The 15,664-nt window shown below is 68.5% G+C and carries 16 protein-coding genes and 1 tRNA gene; 12 read left to right on the forward strand and 5 right to left on the reverse strand.

The features are described from left to right. Positions 1-37: 37 nt before the first annotated feature. The 5 genes from AC1DYD_RS21295 (at position 38) to AC1DYD_RS21315 (ending at position 3,136) form a co-directional block, all read left to right on the forward strand. Positions 38-114 (forward strand) — tRNA-Gln (locus AC1DYD_RS21295). Positions 115-177: 63 nt separating this feature from the next. Next, complete coding sequence (locus tag AC1DYD_RS21300; RefSeq protein ID WP_478174735.1) at positions 178-1,152, forward strand: ribose-phosphate pyrophosphokinase; 975 nt, start codon at positions 178-180, stop codon at positions 1,150-1,152. A 107-nt stretch (positions 1,153-1,259) separates the two neighbouring features. Next, entirely contained in the window at positions 1,260-1,919 is a 660-nt protein-coding gene (locus AC1DYD_RS21305; RefSeq protein WP_478174736.1) for a 50S ribosomal protein L25/general stress protein Ctc, read from the forward strand. Positions 1,920-2,006: 87 nt separating this feature from the next. Continuing rightward, positions 2,007-2,639: an aminoacyl-tRNA hydrolase gene (gene pth / locus AC1DYD_RS21310; protein ID WP_478174737.1), complete on the forward strand. Its 633-nt coding sequence runs from the start codon at positions 2,007-2,009 to the stop codon at positions 2,637-2,639. Positions 2,640-2,677: 38 nt separating this feature from the next. Then, the gene (locus AC1DYD_RS21315) at positions 2,678-3,136 is read left to right on the forward strand and encodes a hypothetical protein (RefSeq protein WP_478174738.1); all 459 of its coding nucleotides are present in this window, start codon (positions 2,678-2,680) and stop codon (positions 3,134-3,136) included. Here AC1DYD_RS21315 and AC1DYD_RS21320 read toward each other — a convergent pair. Continuing rightward, on the reverse strand, positions 3,133-3,432 hold the full coding sequence (locus AC1DYD_RS21320) for a YfhL family 4Fe-4S dicluster ferredoxin (RefSeq protein ID WP_478174739.1): 300 nt from the start codon (positions 3,430-3,432) through the stop codon (positions 3,133-3,135). The two genes, AC1DYD_RS21315 and AC1DYD_RS21320, sit on opposite strands and share 4 nt — an antisense overlap. Before the next feature lie 64 nt (positions 3,433-3,496). Between AC1DYD_RS21320 and AC1DYD_RS21325 the strand changes: the two genes are divergently transcribed. The 7 genes from AC1DYD_RS21325 (at position 3,497) to AC1DYD_RS21355 (ending at position 11,505) form a co-directional block, all read left to right on the forward strand. Further along, positions 3,497-4,447 (forward strand): ABC transporter permease, encoded by a 951-nt coding sequence (locus tag AC1DYD_RS21325; protein ID WP_478174740.1) that lies wholly within the window; start codon positions 3,497-3,499, stop codon positions 4,445-4,447. Positions 4,448-4,457: 10 nt separating this feature from the next. After that, positions 4,458-5,339, forward strand: a complete 882-nt coding sequence (locus tag AC1DYD_RS21330) for an ABC transporter permease (protein WP_478174741.1) — start codon at positions 4,458-4,460, stop codon at positions 5,337-5,339. A 7-nt stretch (positions 5,340-5,346) separates the two neighbouring features. Next, on the forward strand, positions 5,347-6,336 hold the full coding sequence (locus tag AC1DYD_RS21335; RefSeq protein WP_478174742.1) for an ABC transporter ATP-binding protein: 990 nt from the start codon (positions 5,347-5,349) through the stop codon (positions 6,334-6,336). Further along, positions 6,333-7,169: an ATP-binding cassette domain-containing protein gene (locus tag AC1DYD_RS21340; protein ID WP_478174743.1), complete on the forward strand. Its 837-nt coding sequence runs from the start codon at positions 6,333-6,335 to the stop codon at positions 7,167-7,169. Before AC1DYD_RS21335 ends, AC1DYD_RS21340 begins: the two co-directional genes overlap by 4 nt. Before the next feature lie 82 nt (positions 7,170-7,251). Beyond that, positions 7,252-8,742, forward strand: a complete 1,491-nt coding sequence (locus tag AC1DYD_RS21345) for an ABC transporter substrate-binding protein (protein ID WP_478174744.1) — start codon at positions 7,252-7,254, stop codon at positions 8,740-8,742. Beyond that, the gene (locus tag AC1DYD_RS21350) at positions 8,739-10,145 is read left to right on the forward strand and encodes an amidase (protein WP_478174745.1); all 1,407 of its coding nucleotides are present in this window, start codon (positions 8,739-8,741) and stop codon (positions 10,143-10,145) included. The genes AC1DYD_RS21345 and AC1DYD_RS21350 overlap by 4 nt, the downstream gene beginning before the upstream one ends. A gap of 25 nt (positions 10,146-10,170) precedes the next feature. Continuing rightward, a complete protein-coding gene (locus AC1DYD_RS21355) occupies positions 10,171-11,505 on the forward strand; it encodes a tetratricopeptide repeat protein (protein ID WP_478174746.1) in 1,335 nt (444 codons plus the stop codon). On the opposite strand, the gene AC1DYD_RS21360 is transcribed toward AC1DYD_RS21355, so the two are convergent. The 4 genes from AC1DYD_RS21360 to AC1DYD_RS21375 all read right to left on the reverse strand — a co-directional run bounded on the left by AC1DYD_RS21360 (position 11,506) and on the right by AC1DYD_RS21375 (position 15,645). After that, entirely contained in the window at positions 11,506-12,384 is an 879-nt protein-coding gene (locus AC1DYD_RS21360) for a 2-hydroxy-3-oxopropionate reductase (protein WP_478174747.1), read from the reverse strand. Between the two features lie 13 nt (positions 12,385-12,397). Further along, entirely contained in the window at positions 12,398-13,186 is a 789-nt protein-coding gene (locus AC1DYD_RS21365) for an HpcH/HpaI aldolase family protein (protein ID WP_478174748.1), read from the reverse strand. 19 nt (positions 13,187-13,205) lie between these two features. After that, positions 13,206-14,537 carry a glucarate dehydratase gene (gene gudD / locus AC1DYD_RS21370; RefSeq protein WP_478174749.1) on the reverse strand — a complete coding sequence of 444 codons (1,332 nt, stop codon included), beginning with the start codon at positions 14,535-14,537 and terminating at the stop codon, positions 13,206-13,208. Between the two features lie 148 nt (positions 14,538-14,685). Then, positions 14,686-15,645, reverse strand: coding sequence for a Bug family tripartite tricarboxylate transporter substrate binding protein (locus AC1DYD_RS21375; RefSeq protein WP_478174750.1), 960 nt, complete (start codon positions 15,643-15,645; stop codon positions 14,686-14,688). Positions 15,646-15,664 lie beyond the last annotated feature (19 nt).

The raw sequence follows: 15,664 nt of genomic DNA on the forward strand, positions 1-15,664 counted from the left end.
CATATATCGGTTGGCGACCTTGGTCGTCGACCCGTGTAGGGGAGTCGCCAAGCTGGTTAAGGCACTGGATTTTGATTCCAGCATGCAAAGGTTCGAATCCTTTCTCCCCTGCCAAATTCATTCAAGAGATTTTTGGCGGCTCCTCAAAGAGCCACTTCGCATTGCCGGGACGCACTCATGCAGGTTCAACACCCTGACTTCATGGTTTTCACCGGCAACGCCAATCCGGGCCTTGCCGCCGAGATCTCGCAGCACCTGGGCACCTCGCTCGGCGCCGCGCGCGTCGGTCGCTTCTCCGACGGTGAAGTCACCGTCGAGATCAACCAGAACGTCCGCGCCCGCGATGTCTTCGTGGTGCAGTCGACCTGCGCGCCGACCAACGAGAACCTGATGGAACTGCTCATCATGGTCGACGCGCTCAAGCGCGCTTCGGCCGAGCGCATCAGTGCCGTGATCCCCTACTTCGGCTATGCGCGCCAGGACCGCCGTCCGCGCTCGAGCCGGGTGCCGATCTCGGCCAAGGTGGTGGCCAACCTGCTCGAAACAGTGGGCGTGGCCCGCGTGCTGACCATGGACCTGCACGCCGACCAGATCCAGGGCTTCTTCGACATCCCGGTCGACAACATCTATGCGTCGCCGGTGCTTTTGGGCGACCTGCGCCAGAAGAACTACGAAGACCTGATCGTGGTCTCGCCCGACGTCGGCGGCGTGGTCCGCGCCCGGGCGCTGGCCAAGCAATTGAATTGCGACCTCGCGATCATCGACAAGCGCCGTCCGCGCGCCAACGTGAGCGAGGTCATGCACGTGATCGGCGAGATCGACGGCCGCAACTGCGTGATCATGGACGACATGATCGACACCGCCGGCACGCTGGTGAAGGCGGCCGAGGTCCTGAAGGAACGCGGCGCGAAGAAGGTGTATGCCTACTGCACGCACCCGATCTTCTCGGGCCCCGCGATCGAGCGCATCGCCCAGGGCAGCGCGCTCGACGAAGTGGTCGTGACCAACACGATCCCGTTGAGCGACAGCGCCACCGGCTGCACCAAGATCCGCCAGCTGTCCGTGGCGCCGCTGATCGCCGAGACGATCCAGCGCATCGCCAAGGGCGAGTCGGTGATGAGTTTGTTCTCGGACCAGGAAAATCTCTTCTGAGATTTCCATAAAGCCTGTTCCGAGAGAAGAGCCGGGCTTTCCGCAGCGGAAGCCCATTTTGAAACCGGAGTCGCACTGGTCGCGGTCGACTTCCACAGGAGTTATCCATGAAATTCGTCGCTTATGAGCGCGCCAAGCAGGGCACGGGTGCGAGCCGCCGTCTCCGCATCACGGGCAAGACGCCCGGTATCGTCTACGGTGGCGAAGGCCAGCCGCAACTGATCGAGCTCGATCACAACGCGCTGTGGTACGCCCTCAAGAAGGAAGCCTTCCACTCGTCGATCCTCGAGATGGAACTTGCCGGCGCCACCACCAAGGTGCTGCTGCGCGACGTGCAATACCACCCGTTCCGCCAGCTCGTGCAGCACGTCGACTTCCAGCGCGTCGACGCCCGCACCCGCATGACGGTCAAGGTGCCGCTGCACTTCAAGGGCGAGGAAGAGTCGACCGCCGTCAAGCTCGACCACAACCTCGTGAACCACGTGATGACCGAACTCGAAGTCAGCTGCCTGCCGGCCGACCTGCCCGAGTTCATCGAGGTCGACCTGTCGGGCCTGACCAAGAACGCCACCGTGCACGTCAACGACATCAAGCTGCCCAAGGGCGTGAAGTTCGTGAGCCACGGCAAGGTCAACCCGGTGCTGGTCTCGGCCGTGCCGCCGCTGGTCGCCGAAGAGCCGGCCGCCGGCACCGAAGGCGCCCCGGCCGAAGGTGCTGCGGCACCGGCCGCCAAGGCCGAGGCCAAGGCGCCCGCGAAGAAGAAGTAATCCTTCGGACAGCAGCGTTCATCGCTTCGACGGCCCGCCCAGTGCGGGCCGTTTTCATTTGTCGGGCGCAAGTCACAATCCATTCCCATGATCAAGCTGTTTGTCGGCCTCGGAAATCCGGGCCCTGAATACGAAGCCACGCGCCACAACGCCGGCTTCTGGTGGATCGACGCGCTGGCCCGCGACCTGAAGCTCACGCTCACGCCCGAACGCAGCTACCACGGGCTGGTGGCGCGCACGCAGATCGGCGGCAAGCCGATCTGGCTGCTCGAGCCACAGACTTTCATGAACCTGTCGGGCAAGTCGACGGCCGCGCTGGCGCGCTTCTTCAAGATCGAGCCGAACGAGATCCTGGTCGCGCACGACGAACTCGATGTGGTGCCCGGGCAGGCCAAGCTGAAATTCGGCGGCAGCCACGCCGGCCACAACGGCCTGCGCGACATCCATGCCCAGCTCGGCACCGGCGACTACTGGCGGCTGCGGCTCGGCATCGGCCACCCGGGCGTGAAATCCGAGGTCGTGAACTGGGTGCTGAAGAAGCCGCTGAAGGAACAACGCGAAGCGATCGAGGATGCGATCGTGCGCACGCTGCACGCCTTTCCGGCCCTGGTGGCTGGCGAGATGGACAAGGCGACCCTGCTCATTCACACGAGCAAGCCGCCGCGCCCCAAACCTCCGCGGCGCGAGCCCGGCGACGGGGGTGCACCCGCCGCGGGGTAGCGGAAGCAAGAGAGAGAAGGAACAGGGAGACAACAAGAATGAGACTGTCACACGCACGAATCGCAAGCCGGGGCAGCCTGCTGCTGGCGGGCGCCTGCATTCATTGGGCCGCGCAGGCGCAAGGCGTCAGCGGCGTCTGGCGCTGCGGCGATACCTACACCGACCAGCCCTGCAATGCCGGCCGGGCCCTGCCGCTCGATGAAGCCCCCAGCACGGCACGCAAACGCGAAGCCGACCGGGCGACGCGGGAAGCCCGCGCCGAGGCGCAGCGCATGGAACGCGATCGGCTACGGCTCGAAGCTGCGCAGGGGCCCGGGCAAGCGGCGCTGATCGACAACGCGCCCCGGGCGCGAGAGGCCGCGCCGGAGCCTCGGGACACCGCAATGAAAAAGGGCAAGGCAAGAAAGGATCCGCAGTACCTGAGCCCGCAGGATCCGTCGGCGCCGGGCAAGAAGAGGCGCCCCAAGGCGGGCGCCGCGAACGACCCGAAAAGCTAGGGCGCCGGGGCGGCGGCCGGGTCCGCCTGCGCCGCCGCCTTGGCGGCCTTGGCTGCCGCGAGCCGCTCGAACTTCTGCCACAGGGTCTCGCGGGTTTCGACGTAGCCCGGGTGGGTCGGGATGCAGGCGACCGGACACACCTGCACGCACTGCGGTTCGTCGAAGTGGCCCACGCATTCGGTGCACTTGTGCGGGTCGATCTCGTAGATCTCTGCGCCCATGTAGATCGCGTCGTTGGGACACTCCGGCTCGCAGACGTCGCAGTTGATGCATTCGTCGGTGATCATGAGAGCCATGGGGTCGATTATCGATCGACTCGGGCATGGACGTTGCGTGTCGGGTTATGCTGCGGCCCGCCCTATGAGTCTGTTTCTCTTCAAGCGTTTCCTGACCCTGATCGCGACCCTGGTCGGCGCATCCGTCATCGTTTTCCTGGTGCTCGAGATCCTGCCGGGCAATGCCGCGCAGATGCTCATGGGCCCGGACGCCGCACCCGAGGCGGTGGCCGCGCTGGCCGCCAAGCTCGGCCTCGACCAGCCGGCCTGGACCCGCTACTGGCACTGGATCGCCGGGCTGCTGACGGGCGAGCTCGGCGACAGCTACGCCTACAGCTCGCCGGTGCTCGACCTGATCCTCGAACGCCTCGCGCTGACCGTGCCGCTGGCCCTGCTGGCGATGGCCTTCACCACCGTGCTGGCGCTGGCGGTCGGCGTGACCGCCGCGGCCCGCCACAACAAGCTCGGCGACGTCGGGCTGATGGGGCTGACGCAGGTCGGCATCGCGATCCCCAACTTCTGGTTCGCGATCCTGCTGATCCTGGTCTTCTCGGTGCAGCTGCAGTGGTTCTCTGCCGGCGGCTTCGAGGGCTGGGGCGAAGGCATCCTGCCGGGGCTCAAGGCACTGCTGCTGCCGGCCCTGTCGCTGGCGGTGGTGCAGGCCGCGATCCTGGCGCGGATCACGCGCTCGGCGGTGCTCGAGGTGATGCGCGAGGACTTCGTGCGCACCGCGCGCGCCAAGGGCGTGTCGCAGCGCGCCGTGCTGTGGAGCCACGTGCTGCGCAACGCGATGATTCCGGTGGTCACGGTGATGGGCATGCAGTTCTCCGAACTGCTGGCCGGCACCATCGTGGTCGAGAACGTCTTCTACCTGCCGGGCCTCGGCCGGCTGATCTTCCAGGCCATCAGCAACCGCGACCTGATCGTGGTGCGCAACTGCGTGATGCTGCTGGCCGCGATGGTCGTCATCGTCAACTTCGTGGTCGACGTGCTGTACGCCGTGATCGACCCGCGCATCAAGGCTTCCGACATATGAGCGCAGCGACATGAGCGCCCTTCCCACCGCCGTGCCGAGCGCGGCCGCCTTCAAGGTGCCGGGCTTCTGGCGCCGCGCCCTGCGGCACCGCAGCTTCACGATCGGCGCCGTGCTGAGCCTGTTGCTGATCCTGGCGGCGGCGGTCTCGCTGGTCTGGACGCCCTGGTCGCCCTACGAGATGGACCTGGCGAGCAAGCTGCAGAAGCCGAGCTGGACCCATTGGCTGGGCACCGACACCTTCGGCCGCGACGTCGCCACGCTGCTGCTGGTCGGCGCCCGCGCCTCGATCCTGGTCGGCGTCATCGCGGTCGGCATCGGCCTCACGGTCGGCACCGCGCTCGGGCTTCTGGCCGCGGCGAAGCGCGGCTGGGTCGAGGAGGCGATCATGCGGCTGACCGACTTCACGATGGCCTTCCCGGCGATCCTGTCGGCGATCATGATGACCGCGGTGTTCGGCGCCGGCATCGTCAACGCGATCATCGCCATCGGCATCTACAACATCCCGACCTTCGCGCGCATCACGCGCGCCTCCGCCAACGCGATCTGGTCGCGCGAGTACGTGGCGGCGGCGCGGGCCTGCGGCAAGGGCGCCTTCTCGATCACGATGCAGCATGTGCTGCCGAACATCTCGGCAGTGCTGATCGTGCAGATCACGATCCGCTTCGCGGTCGCGATCCTGGCCGAAGCGGCGCTCTCCTACCTCGGCCTCGGCACGCAGCCACCGCAGCCTTCGTGGGGCCGCATGCTGAGCGAAGCCCAGACCATGATGTTCCAGGCCCCCCTGCTGGCGGTGTTCCCCGGCATGGCGATCGCGCTGGCGGTGCTGGGCCTCAACCTGCTCGGCGACGGCCTGCGCGATCTGCTGGACCCCCGCCTTGCCCGCGCCCGCTGAATCCCCCATGCCCCTTCTCGAAGTCAACGACCTCCATGTCCAATTGCAGACGCAGCGCGGCCCGGCCGAAGCGGTGCGCGGCATCGGCTTCACGCTGGAGCGCGGCGAAACGCTGGGCATCGTCGGCGAGTCCGGCTGCGGCAAGTCGATCACGGTGCAATCGCTGATGGGCTTGTTGCCATCCAGCGCCAAGGTCAGCGGCAGCATCCGCTTCGACGGCACCGAGCTGGTCGGCCTGCCGGAGCGCGAGATGTGCCGGCTCCGCGGCGACCGCATCGGCATGATCTTCCAGGAGCCGATGACCGCGCTGAACCCGGTCCACACGATCGCGCGCCAGGTCGGCGAACCGCTGCGGCTGCACCGCGGGCTGTCGGCCACCGAGGCGCGCAAGGAAGCGCTGGCGCTGCTCGAGCGGGTCGGCATTCCCGATGCCGCATCGCGCCTGGACGCCTATCCGCACCAGTTCTCCGGCGGCCAGCGGCAACGCATCGGCATCGCGATGGCGCTGGCCTGCGGGCCCGACCTGCTGATCGCCGACGAACCGACCACCGCGCTCGACGTCACGATCCAGAAGCAGATCCTCGAGCTGATCCGCGGCCTGGTGGCCGAGCGCGGCATGGCGCTGATCCTGATCTCGCACGACCTCGGCGTGATCGCCGAGAGCGTCTCGAAGATGCTCGTGATGTACGGCGGCAGCGTGGTCGAGAGCGGTCCGACCGCCGCGGTCTTCGCCGAGCGCGCCCATCCCTACACGCAGGGCCTGTTCGCGGCCCGCCCGGCGCTGGGCGCGCCGCGCGGCGTCAAGCTCGCGACCATCCGCGGCAGCGTGCCCGAGCTGGTCGACCTGCCGCCGGGCTGCCCCTTCGCGGGCCGCTGCCGCTTCACCGTCGATGCCTGCCAGGCCACGCGACCGCCACCGGTGCCGCTGCCGCATGACCACCGCGTGCGCTGCATCCGGCTCGACGAGATCGCCGCCGAGGAAGGAGCTGCAGCGTGACCGAACATCGCTTCGACCCCGACCCGAAGTCCGCCCCGCTGCTCGAAGTCACGGACCTCGTGCGCCACTACACGCTGCCGCGCGAGCGCCTCTTCGGGCCGCCTCCGCTGGTCCAGGCGCTCAACGGCGTGAGCTTCAGCGTCCGGCCCGGACAGAGCCTGGGCATCGTCGGCGAATCGGGCTCGGGCAAGTCGACCATCGCACGGCTGGTGATGGCGCTGGACCGGCCGACCTCGGGCAGCGTCAGGCTGCTCGGTCGCAACCTGCACGCACTGCCGAAGAACGAACTGCGGGCCGCGCGGCGCGATGTGCAGATGGTGTTCCAGGATCCCTACGGTTCGCTCGACCCGCGCCAGACCGTGGCGCGGATCGTCGCCGAGCCGTTGGAAGCATTGGCCGAATTGCCGCGCAAGGCGCAGCGCGAGCGCGCGGCCGAGTCGCTCGCCGCCGTCGGCCTGCGCAGCACCGACATGGACAAGTACCCGCACGAGTTCTCGGGCGGCCAGCGCCAGCGCATCGCGATCGCGCGCGCCCTGATCACCCGGCCGAAGCTGATCGTCGCTGATGAGCCGGTCAGCGCGCTCGACGTCTCGGTGCAGGCCCAGGTGCTCAACCTGATGCAGGACCTGCAGCAGCAGTTCGGCATCAGCTACCTGCTGATCAGCCACGACCTGGCCGTGGTGAACCACCTGTGCGACGAAGTCTGCGTGCTGCACCGCGGCATCGTGGTCGAGCGCGGGGCGCCGCAGCGGCTCTTCGCGCACGCGAAGCATCCGTACACCCAGGCGCTGCTGGCGGCCGTGCCGCGGCCCGAACCGCTGACTTCTGCATGAGCAAATGCTTGCCCTGCGGACGCCCGTTGGCGATGATGTAACGTTGTATTTCCCTACCTGCTTTTCCCTGGAGCCCTGAACCATGCTGAATCGCCGTACCCTCCTGACCACCGCCGCACTCGCCACCGTGCCGCTCGCGCTGCCGCAAGCCGCGCTGGCGCAGGGCCGCAAGGACTCGATGGTGATCGGCATGACGCTCGAACCGCCGGGCCTGGACCCGACCGCCGGCGCCGCCGCCGCGATCGCCGAGATCGTCCAGTACAACATCCTCGAGACCCTGACCAAGATCAATGCCGACGGCAGCGTCTCGCCGCTGCTGGCCGAGAGCTGGGAGGTCTCGCCCGACCTGCGCACCTACACCTTCAAGCTGCGCCGCGGCGTCAAGTTCCAGAACGGCGAGCCCTTCAACGCGCAGGCGGTCAAGTTCTCCTTCGACCGCGCCGGCGGCGAAAAAAGCACCAACAAGGACAAGCGCACCTTCGCCAACATCAGCACCCAGGTGGTCGACGACTACACGGTGGTGCTCATCAACAAGGAGATCGACCCCGACCTGCCCTTCGTGCTGGGCCAGGCGACGGCCGTCATCGTCGAGCCCAAGAGCGCCGACACCAACGCCACCAAGCCGGTGGGCACCGGACCCTACAAGCTCGACAGCTGGAACAAGGGCAGCTCGCTGGTGCTGAGCAAGTGGGACGGCTTCCGCAATCCGGGTGCGGCGAAGCTCAGCAAGGTCACCTTCCGCTTCATCTCCGACCCGGCGGCCCAGGCCGCCTCGCTGCTGGCCGGGGACGTCGATGCCTTCCCGCGCATCGCCACGCGCGTGGTGCCGCAGTTCAAGAACAACCCGCAGTTCCAGGTGATCCTGGGGGGCTCGCGGGCCAAGACCATCCTGGCGATCAACAACAAGCGCAAGCCGCTCGACGATGTGCGCGTGCGGCGCGCGATCTCGATGGCGATCGATCGCAAGGCGGTGATCGAGGGTGCGGCCGACGGTTTCGGCGTACCCATCGGCAGCCACTACGTGCCGGGCGCGGCGGGCTATGTCGACACCACGGGCGTGAATCCCTTCAACATCGAGAAGGCCAAGCAGTTGCTGGCCGAGGCCGGCGTGAAGACGCCGCTTGAACTCACGATGACGCTGCCGCCGCCGCCGTATGCGCGCCAGGGGGGCGAGGTGATCGTTGCCCAGCTGGCCAAGATCGGCATCAACGTGAAGATCCAGAACGTCGAATGGGCCCAATGGTTGAGCGGCACCTACGGCAACAAGGACTACGACCTCAGCATCGTCTCGCACGTCGAGCCCTTCGACCTCGGCAACTACGCCAAGTCGGACTACTACTGGGGCTATCAGTCGAAGGAATTCAACGCGCTGTTCGACAAGATCAAGGCGACCGGCAACACGGCCGAGCGCAACAAGCTGCTGGGCGATGCGCAGCGCCTGCTGGCCAACGACGCGGCCAACGCCTTCCTGTTCCAGCCGCAGTTCCCGGTCATCGCGAAGAAGGGCGTCAAGGGCCTCTGGAAGGAGATGCCGATCTTCGCCAACGACCTGGCGGCGCTGTCCTGGTCGTGACCGGCGCGCTGTACCAGCTGTCGGCGCAGGAACTGATCGCCGGCTACCGCGAGAAGCGTCTTTCGCCGGTCGAAGTCACGCAGTCGGTGCTCGCGCACATCGAGCGCTGGGAGCCGCACCTTCAGGCCACCTGGCTGCTGCGTCCCGAGTCTGCGCTCGAACAGGCCCGCGCGGCCGAGGCGCGCTGGGCCCGAGGCGAGCCACTGGGCCCGCTCGACGGCGTGCCCACCACGATCAAGGAAAACATCGCAACCCGGGGCGATCCGATGCCGGCCGGCACCGCGGCGACCGAGCTGCGACCGGCCGCGGCCGACGCGCCCCCCGCGGCGCGGCTGAAGGAAGCCGGCGCGGTGATCCTGGCCAAGACCACCATGCCCGACTACGGCATGCTGTCCTCGGGACTGTCGAGCTTCCATGCGCCGGCGCGCAATCCCTGGGACCTCTCGCGCACGCCCGGCGGATCGAGCGCCGGGGCCGGCGCCGCGGCGGCCGCGGGCTACGGGCCGCTGCACATCGGCACCGACATCGGCGGCTCGCTGCGGCTGCCGGCGGCCTGGTGCGGCATCTTCACGCTCAAGCCCAGCCTGGGCCGGATCCCGATCGACCCACCTTACATGGGGCGCGCCGCGGGCCCCATGACGCGCACAGTGGCCGATGCGGCGCTGATGATGGCGCCGCTGACGCTCGCCGATGCGCGCGACAGCATGAGCCTGCCGCCACAGGACATCGATTGGTCCGGCTTCGACGTGGGCGCCGATCATCTGCGTGGCCTGCGCATCGGCTTGCTGCTCGACGCCGGCTGCGGCCTCGCGGTCGCGCCCGAGATCCGCGCCGCGGTCGAACATGCGGCCCGCCTCTTCGAGCGCGCGGGCGCGATCGTCGAGCCGATGCCGCCTTTCATGATGCAGTCCATGCTCGAGGGCATGGACCACCTGTGGCGCATGCGATCGCTGGTCGACATGAAGGCGCTGCGGCCCGAACAGCGCGCCAAGGTGCTGCCCTACATCCGCCAGTGGGCCGAGAGCGCCGAGGGCTTCGGCGGCGAGCATGTGTTCCGCGCCTTCAGCCAGTTCCATGCGACGCGCGTGGCCAGCGTGGCGGCCTGCGCCCGCTACGACTACGTGATCTCGCCGACCGCGCCGAACCTGCCGGCCGCGGCCGAGGCGCCCTCGCCCACCAACGACCCGCTGCACCCGCTGGAGCACATCGGCTTCACGGTGCCCTTCAACATGTCGGAGCAGCCGGCGGCCTCGATCAACTGCGGCTACAGCGCCGGCGGCCTGCCGATCGGCCTGCAGATCGCGGGGCAGCGCTTCGATGACCTGGGCGTGCTCCGGGTCTCGCGCGCCTTCGAGCTGATCCGCGATCCGCAGCGGCCCTGGCCCGAACCGCCGGGCGGCTGATCGGCAGGACGAAACGCACAACGCCATGCGCTTCACCGACAGCCTGGGCAATCCGGTCACGGTCGACGACGCCGCGAGCCTGCCGGCGATCGATGCCTTCGTCGAGGGCTTCATCTCCTGCGAGGCCCGCGCGGTCGACGCGCTGGCCGCCGCCGAAGATGCCAGCCCGCTCGTGCAGGCCTACTGCGCCACCTTGCACCTGTTCGCCGAATCGAAGGATGCGGCGGCCAACGCCCGCCCCTTCCTCCAGCGCGCACAGGCCGGCGCGTTGCGCGCCACGCCGCGCGAGCAGCGCTACATCGAGGCCATCGCGGCCTGGGCCGCCGGCGACATCGCGCGCGCGATCGCGCTGCACCGGGAGCAGGCCAACGAGCATCCGCGCGACCTGGCCTCGCTCAAGCTCGGCCAGTACCACTGCTTCAATACCGGCGACTGCCCCGGCATGCTGCGGCTCGCACTGGCGGCGCTGCCCGCCGCCGGCGACGTGCCCTACCTGCACGGCATGGCGGCCTTCGGCTACGAGCAGTGCCACCTGATGCGCGAGGCCGAGGCCAGCGCGCGACGGGCCATCATGATGCGCCGCAAGGAGCCCTGGGCCCACCATGCGCTGGCCCACGTGATGCTGACCGAAGGGCGACTCGCCGAGGGGCTGGCCGTCATGCGCGCCCTCAGCGACACCTGGGTCGGACTCAACTCCTTCATGGTCACCCACAACTGGTGGCACGTGGCGCTGTTCCTGATCGACCTCGGCCGCGATGACGAGGCGCTGGCCCTCTACGACCGCGAGGTCTGGGGCGTGGTCAAGGACTACTCGCAGGACCAGATCGGTGCGGTCTCGCTGCTGGCGCGCTTCGAGCTCGCAGGCATCGACGTCGGCGAGCGCTGGCACGACCTGGCCCTGCACCTGGCGCAGCGGCTCGACGACCATGTGCTGCCCTTCCTGGACTTGCAATACCTCTACGGGCTGGCCCGCGCCGGGCGCAGCGAGGCCGACGTGCTGCTGCACAACATCGAGGCCTTCGCACCGAACGCGCCGCCTTCCACGCGCGACGCCTGGCAGCGCGTCTGCGTGCCGGCAGCGCACGGGCTGCGCGCCCACGCCCGCGGCGACTTCGCGGCGGCGATCGATGGATTGGGCCTGGCCCTGCCCCGGCTGGTCGAGATCGGCGGCAGCCATGCACAGCGCGACCTGTTCGAGCAGGTGTACCTCGATGCGATGCTGCGCCTCGGCACCGAGTCTTCGCTGGCCGGCGCGCAAGGCATCCTGCAGCAGCAGCTCAACGGCCAGCCCGAGTCGCTGCGGCTGCGCCGGCAGGCCGCCGCGGTCTACATGCGGCTCGGCCTGCCCGCCTTCGGCTGATCAGCCCTTCGCCACTTCGTGGGCAGCCATCTGCTCGAGCGCCTTGACCAGCGCCGAGTGATCGAGCTGGTCCCAGCCGTGGGCGGCACAGGACTGCATCAGCTGGGCCGCGGACGCGGTCTGCGGCAGCGCCACGTCCATTTCCTTCGCGCCCGCGAGCGCCAGGTTCAGGTCCTTCTGGTGCAGCGCGATGCGGAAGCCCGGGTTGAAGGTGCGCTTGATCATCCGCTCGCCATGCACCTCGAGGATGCGGCTGGCCGCGAAGCCGCCCATCAGCGCCTGCCGCACCTTGGCCGGATCGGCGCCGGCCTTGCTCGCGAACAGCAGCGCCTCGCCGACCGCCGCAATGTTGAGCGCCACGATGATCTGGTTCGCCACCTTGGTGGTCTGGCCGTCGCCATTGCCGCCGACCAGGGTGATGTTCTTGCCCATGGCCTCGAACAGCGGCCTGGCGCGCTCGAACACCGCGGCGTCGCCGCCCACCATGATCGTCAGGCTCGCGGCCTTGGCGCCGACCTCGCCGCCCGAGACCGGCGCATCGAGGTAGTCGCAGCCGAGCGCGTTGATCTTCTTCGCGAAGCGCTTGGTCTCCATCGGCGCGATCGAACTCATGTCGATCACGGTCTTGCCCTGGGTCAGGCCCGTGGCCACGCCGTCCTCGCCGAACAGCACCTGCTCGACGTCGGGCGTGTCGGGCAGCATCAGGATCACGACCTCGGCCGCGCGCGCGACCTCGGCGTTGGTCTTGCAGACGGTGGCGCCCTGCAGGGCGTCAGGCACCTTGCTGCGCGTGCGCACGACCATCTCGTGGCCGGCCTGCATCAGGTTCTGCGCCATCGGCGCGCCCATGATGCCGAGGCCGATGAATCCGATCTTCATGTTCTGTTTCCTTTCAGTAGGTGGAGGAGCCGGGCGCGGCCGGTGCGGCGCGCATCCTGGAAAGCAGCTGCTGCGAGCCGGCCGCGATCATTCGCGCATCGGAGCTCACGGTGACGAATTGGAAGCCCTTGGCGATGCGCGCCAGCGCGCCCTCGGCCGTGCCGTTGTGGATGCCGGCCACCAGGCCGTGCGCCTTGGCGCGCTCGAGGATGTGGTCGATGGCCTGCGCCGCCGGCGGGTCGACATCGTCGAACACCGGCCGGCAGCCGAGCGCCAGCGAAAGGTCCGACGGCCCGATGTAGACCGCGTCCAGCCCCTCGACCGACATGATCGCATCGAGGTTCTCGAGCGCCTGGGCGGTCTCGATCATCGCGAAGGTGACGATGGTGTCGTTGGCATGCTGCGCATAGTCGGCGCCGCCGTAGAGCGAAGCCCGGATCGGCCCGAAGCTGCGCGTCCCGCGCGGCGCGTAGTGGGTATAGGCCACCAGCTTCGCGGCCTCGTCGGGCGTGCTGATCATCGGGCAGATGACGCCGTAGGCACCGGCATCGAGCGCCTTCATGAGCGCGCTCGGGTCGAGCCAGGGCACGCGCACCACGGGCACCGTGTCGGTGGTCGAGATCGCCTGCAGCATCGGAATCATCGCCTGGTAGTCGACCACGCCGTGCTGCAGGTCGATGGTCAGCGAGTCCCAGCCCTGGTGGGCCATGGTCTCGGCCGAGAAGCCGTTGGGGATCGCGAGCCAGCCGTTGACCGCGGCGCCCCCCGATTTCCACAGCGTGCGCAGGCGGTTTTCTCTCATGGGTGGCTCCTTGGGGGGGTCAACGGTCGAAGGCCGGCCGCTTGGGATCGAATGTCCAGCCGGGAATGAGCGCCTGCATCGCCATGGCGTCGTCGCGCGAGCCCAGGCCGTGCTGCTTGTACAGCTGGTGGGCCTTCTCGACCTCGGCCATGTCGAGCTCGACGCCCAGGCCCGGCTTCTTCGGCACCTGCACGTGGCCGCCGACGATCTGCAGCGGGTCCTTGGTGAGGCGCTGGCCGTCCTGCCAGATCCAGTGGGTGTCGATCGCGGTCACGCGGCCCGGGGCGGCGGCGCCGACCTGAGTGAACATCGCCAGCGAGACGTCGAAGTGGTTGTTCGAATGCGAGCCCCAGGTCAGCCCCCAGTCGCGGCAGGTCTGGGCCACGCGCACCGAGCCGGCCATCGTCCAGAAATGCGGATCGGCCAGCGGGATGTCGACCGACTGCAGCGCCAGCGCATGGCTCATCTGGCGCCAGTCGGTGGCGATCATGTTGGTGGCGGTCGGCAGGCCGGTGGCGCGGCGGAACTCGGCCATCACCTCGCGGCCCGAGAAGCCCTCCTCGGCGCCGCAGGGATCCTCGGCATAGGCCACCACGCCGCGCATGTCGCGCATCAGGCGGATCGCATCCTTCAGCAGCCAGCCACCGTTGGGGTCGAGCGTGACGCGCGCCTCGGGGAAGCGCTCGTGCAGGGCGACGATGGCCTGCACCTCTTCCTCGCCGCGCAGCACGCCGCCCTTGAGCTTGAAGTCGTTGAAGCCGTACTTGTCGCGCGCCGCCTCGGCCAGGCGGACGATGGCCCCGGGGGTCATCGCCTGCTCGTGGCGCAGGCGGAACCAGTCGTTGTCGGCCTCGGGCTCACGGGCGTAGGGCAGATCGCTCTGGTCGCGGTCGCCGACATAAAAAAGATAGCCGAGCATCTCGACCGCATCGCGCTGCTGGCCTTCGCCGAGCAGCGCCGCGACCGGCACGCCCAGGTGCTGGCCCAGCAGGTCGAGCAGCGCCGATTCGATCGCGGTCACGGCGTGGATGGTGGTGCGCAGGTCGAAGGTCTGGAGGCCGCGGCCGCCGGCGTCGCGGTCGGCGAACTGCTTGTGCACCCGCTGCATCACGCGCTGGCAGTGGCCGATCGACTGGCCGACCACCAGATCGCAGGCGTCTTCGAGGGTCTGGCGGATCTTCTCGCCGCCGGGCACCTCGCCGACCCCGGTGCGGCCGGCGTTGTCCGTGAGGACCAGGATGTTGCGGGTGAAGAAGGGACCGTGGGCGCCGCTCAGGTTGAGCAGCATGCTGTCGCGGCCGGCGACCGGGATCACGCGCAGGTCTGTGACGAGGGGGGTTTCATTCGGCATGGCGAGATTCAAAAAAGTTCAGCAAGCGAGGACCAATCCATACCCCAGGCCAGGAACACCGCGCAACCGGCTGCGCCGGGCCGCTGGTGTTGCCCCCGGTCGGGGGTGGGCGCCCGGACACGAAGTGCCGGGCAACCTGGGGGCGAGCTCAATCCACCGTGATCTTGCCCGTCTCGATCACCTTCTTCCAGCGGGCGAACTCCTGCTGCTGGAACTTCGCGAATTGCTCGGGCGTGTTGGCGACCACCTCGAGGCCGATGGTGGTGAACTGCTGCTTCACGGCGGGGTCGTTCAGCGCGGCGGCCATCGCATCATGCGCCTTGCCGCGCACCGTGGGCGGCAGCCCCTTGGGGGCGACGATGGCCTGCCACGAATAGACCACGAGGTTCCTGATGCCGGCCTCGGCCGCAGTGGGCACCTCGGGCAGCACCGGCGATCGCTTGTCGCCGGTGACCGCGAGCGCTCGCAGCTTGCCGGCGTTGATGTTCTGCACCACCGCGTTGACGTTCTGGAACGAAGCGTCGACCTGCCCGCCGAGCAGGTCGGTGATCGCCGGCGCGCCGCCCTTGTAGGGCACGTGCAGGCCGCTGGTGCCGGTCTGCTGCCAGAACAATTCGGCCGTGAGGTGGTCGCTCGAGCCATTGCCCGAGGAGGCGAAGGTCATCTTTCCCGGGTTCGCCTTGAGGTTCGCCACGACGTCGGCCACCGTCTTGTGCGGCGACTTGGCCGGCACCACGAGCACGTTGGGCGCCTGGACCGCCACCGTGATCAGGTCGAAGTCCTTCAGCGCGTCGTATTGCATGCCCTTGATCAGGTGCGGCGCGATCACCAGCGGTCCCAGCGAGCTCACCAGGAATGTGGCGCCATCGGGGGCCGAACGCTTGACCTGGGTGGCGCCGATGGTGCCCGTGGCGCCGGCCTTGTTGTCGACCAGGAAGGTCTGGCCCAGCTTCTCGCCGAGCTTCGGCGCGATGGCGCGCGCCACCATGTCGGTCGATCCGCCGGGCGGGAACGGAACCACCAGGGTCACCGGTTTCTGGGGCCAGTCCTGGGCCTGGGCGCCGAGCGCCGCGAGGCCGAGGGCGAAGCTGCCGAACAATCTCTTCATGTCTGTCTTCTGGGAGTGA

Source organism: Variovorax sp. P4_B11, assembly GCF_056402355.1.

Bases quoted from the DNA above. Each gene is read 5' to 3' on its own strand.
- AC1DYD_RS21300 (WP_478174735.1), top strand. From the start codon at position 178: ATGCAGGTTCAACACCCTGACTTCATGGTTTTCACCGGCAACGCCAAT.
- AC1DYD_RS21305 (WP_478174736.1), top strand. From the start codon at position 1,260: ATGAAATTCGTCGCTTATGAGCGCGCCAAGCAGGGCACGGGTGCGAGC.
- pth (WP_478174737.1), top strand. From the start codon at position 2,007: ATGATCAAGCTGTTTGTCGGCCTCGGAAATCCGGGCCCTGAATACGAA.
- AC1DYD_RS21315 (WP_478174738.1), top strand. From the start codon at position 2,678: ATGAGACTGTCACACGCACGAATCGCAAGCCGGGGCAGCCTGCTGCTG.
- AC1DYD_RS21320 (WP_478174739.1), bottom strand. From the start codon at position 3,432: ATGGCTCTCATGATCACCGACGAATGCATCAACTGCGACGTCTGCGAG.
- AC1DYD_RS21325 (WP_478174740.1), top strand. From the start codon at position 3,497: ATGAGTCTGTTTCTCTTCAAGCGTTTCCTGACCCTGATCGCGACCCTG.
- AC1DYD_RS21330 (WP_478174741.1), top strand. From the start codon at position 4,458: ATGAGCGCCCTTCCCACCGCCGTGCCGAGCGCGGCCGCCTTCAAGGTG.
- AC1DYD_RS21335 (WP_478174742.1), top strand. From the start codon at position 5,347: ATGCCCCTTCTCGAAGTCAACGACCTCCATGTCCAATTGCAGACGCAG.
- AC1DYD_RS21345 (WP_478174744.1), top strand. From the start codon at position 7,252: ATGCTGAATCGCCGTACCCTCCTGACCACCGCCGCACTCGCCACCGTG.
- AC1DYD_RS21355 (WP_478174746.1), top strand. From the start codon at position 10,171: ATGCGCTTCACCGACAGCCTGGGCAATCCGGTCACGGTCGACGACGCC.
- AC1DYD_RS21360 (WP_478174747.1), bottom strand. From the start codon at position 12,384: ATGAAGATCGGATTCATCGGCCTCGGCATCATGGGCGCGCCGATGGCG.
- AC1DYD_RS21365 (WP_478174748.1), bottom strand. From the start codon at position 13,186: ATGAGAGAAAACCGCCTGCGCACGCTGTGGAAATCGGGGGGCGCCGCG.
- gudD (WP_478174749.1), bottom strand. From the start codon at position 14,537: ATGCCGAATGAAACCCCCCTCGTCACAGACCTGCGCGTGATCCCGGTC.
- AC1DYD_RS21375 (WP_478174750.1), bottom strand. From the start codon at position 15,645: ATGAAGAGATTGTTCGGCAGCTTCGCCCTCGGCCTCGCGGCGCTCGGC.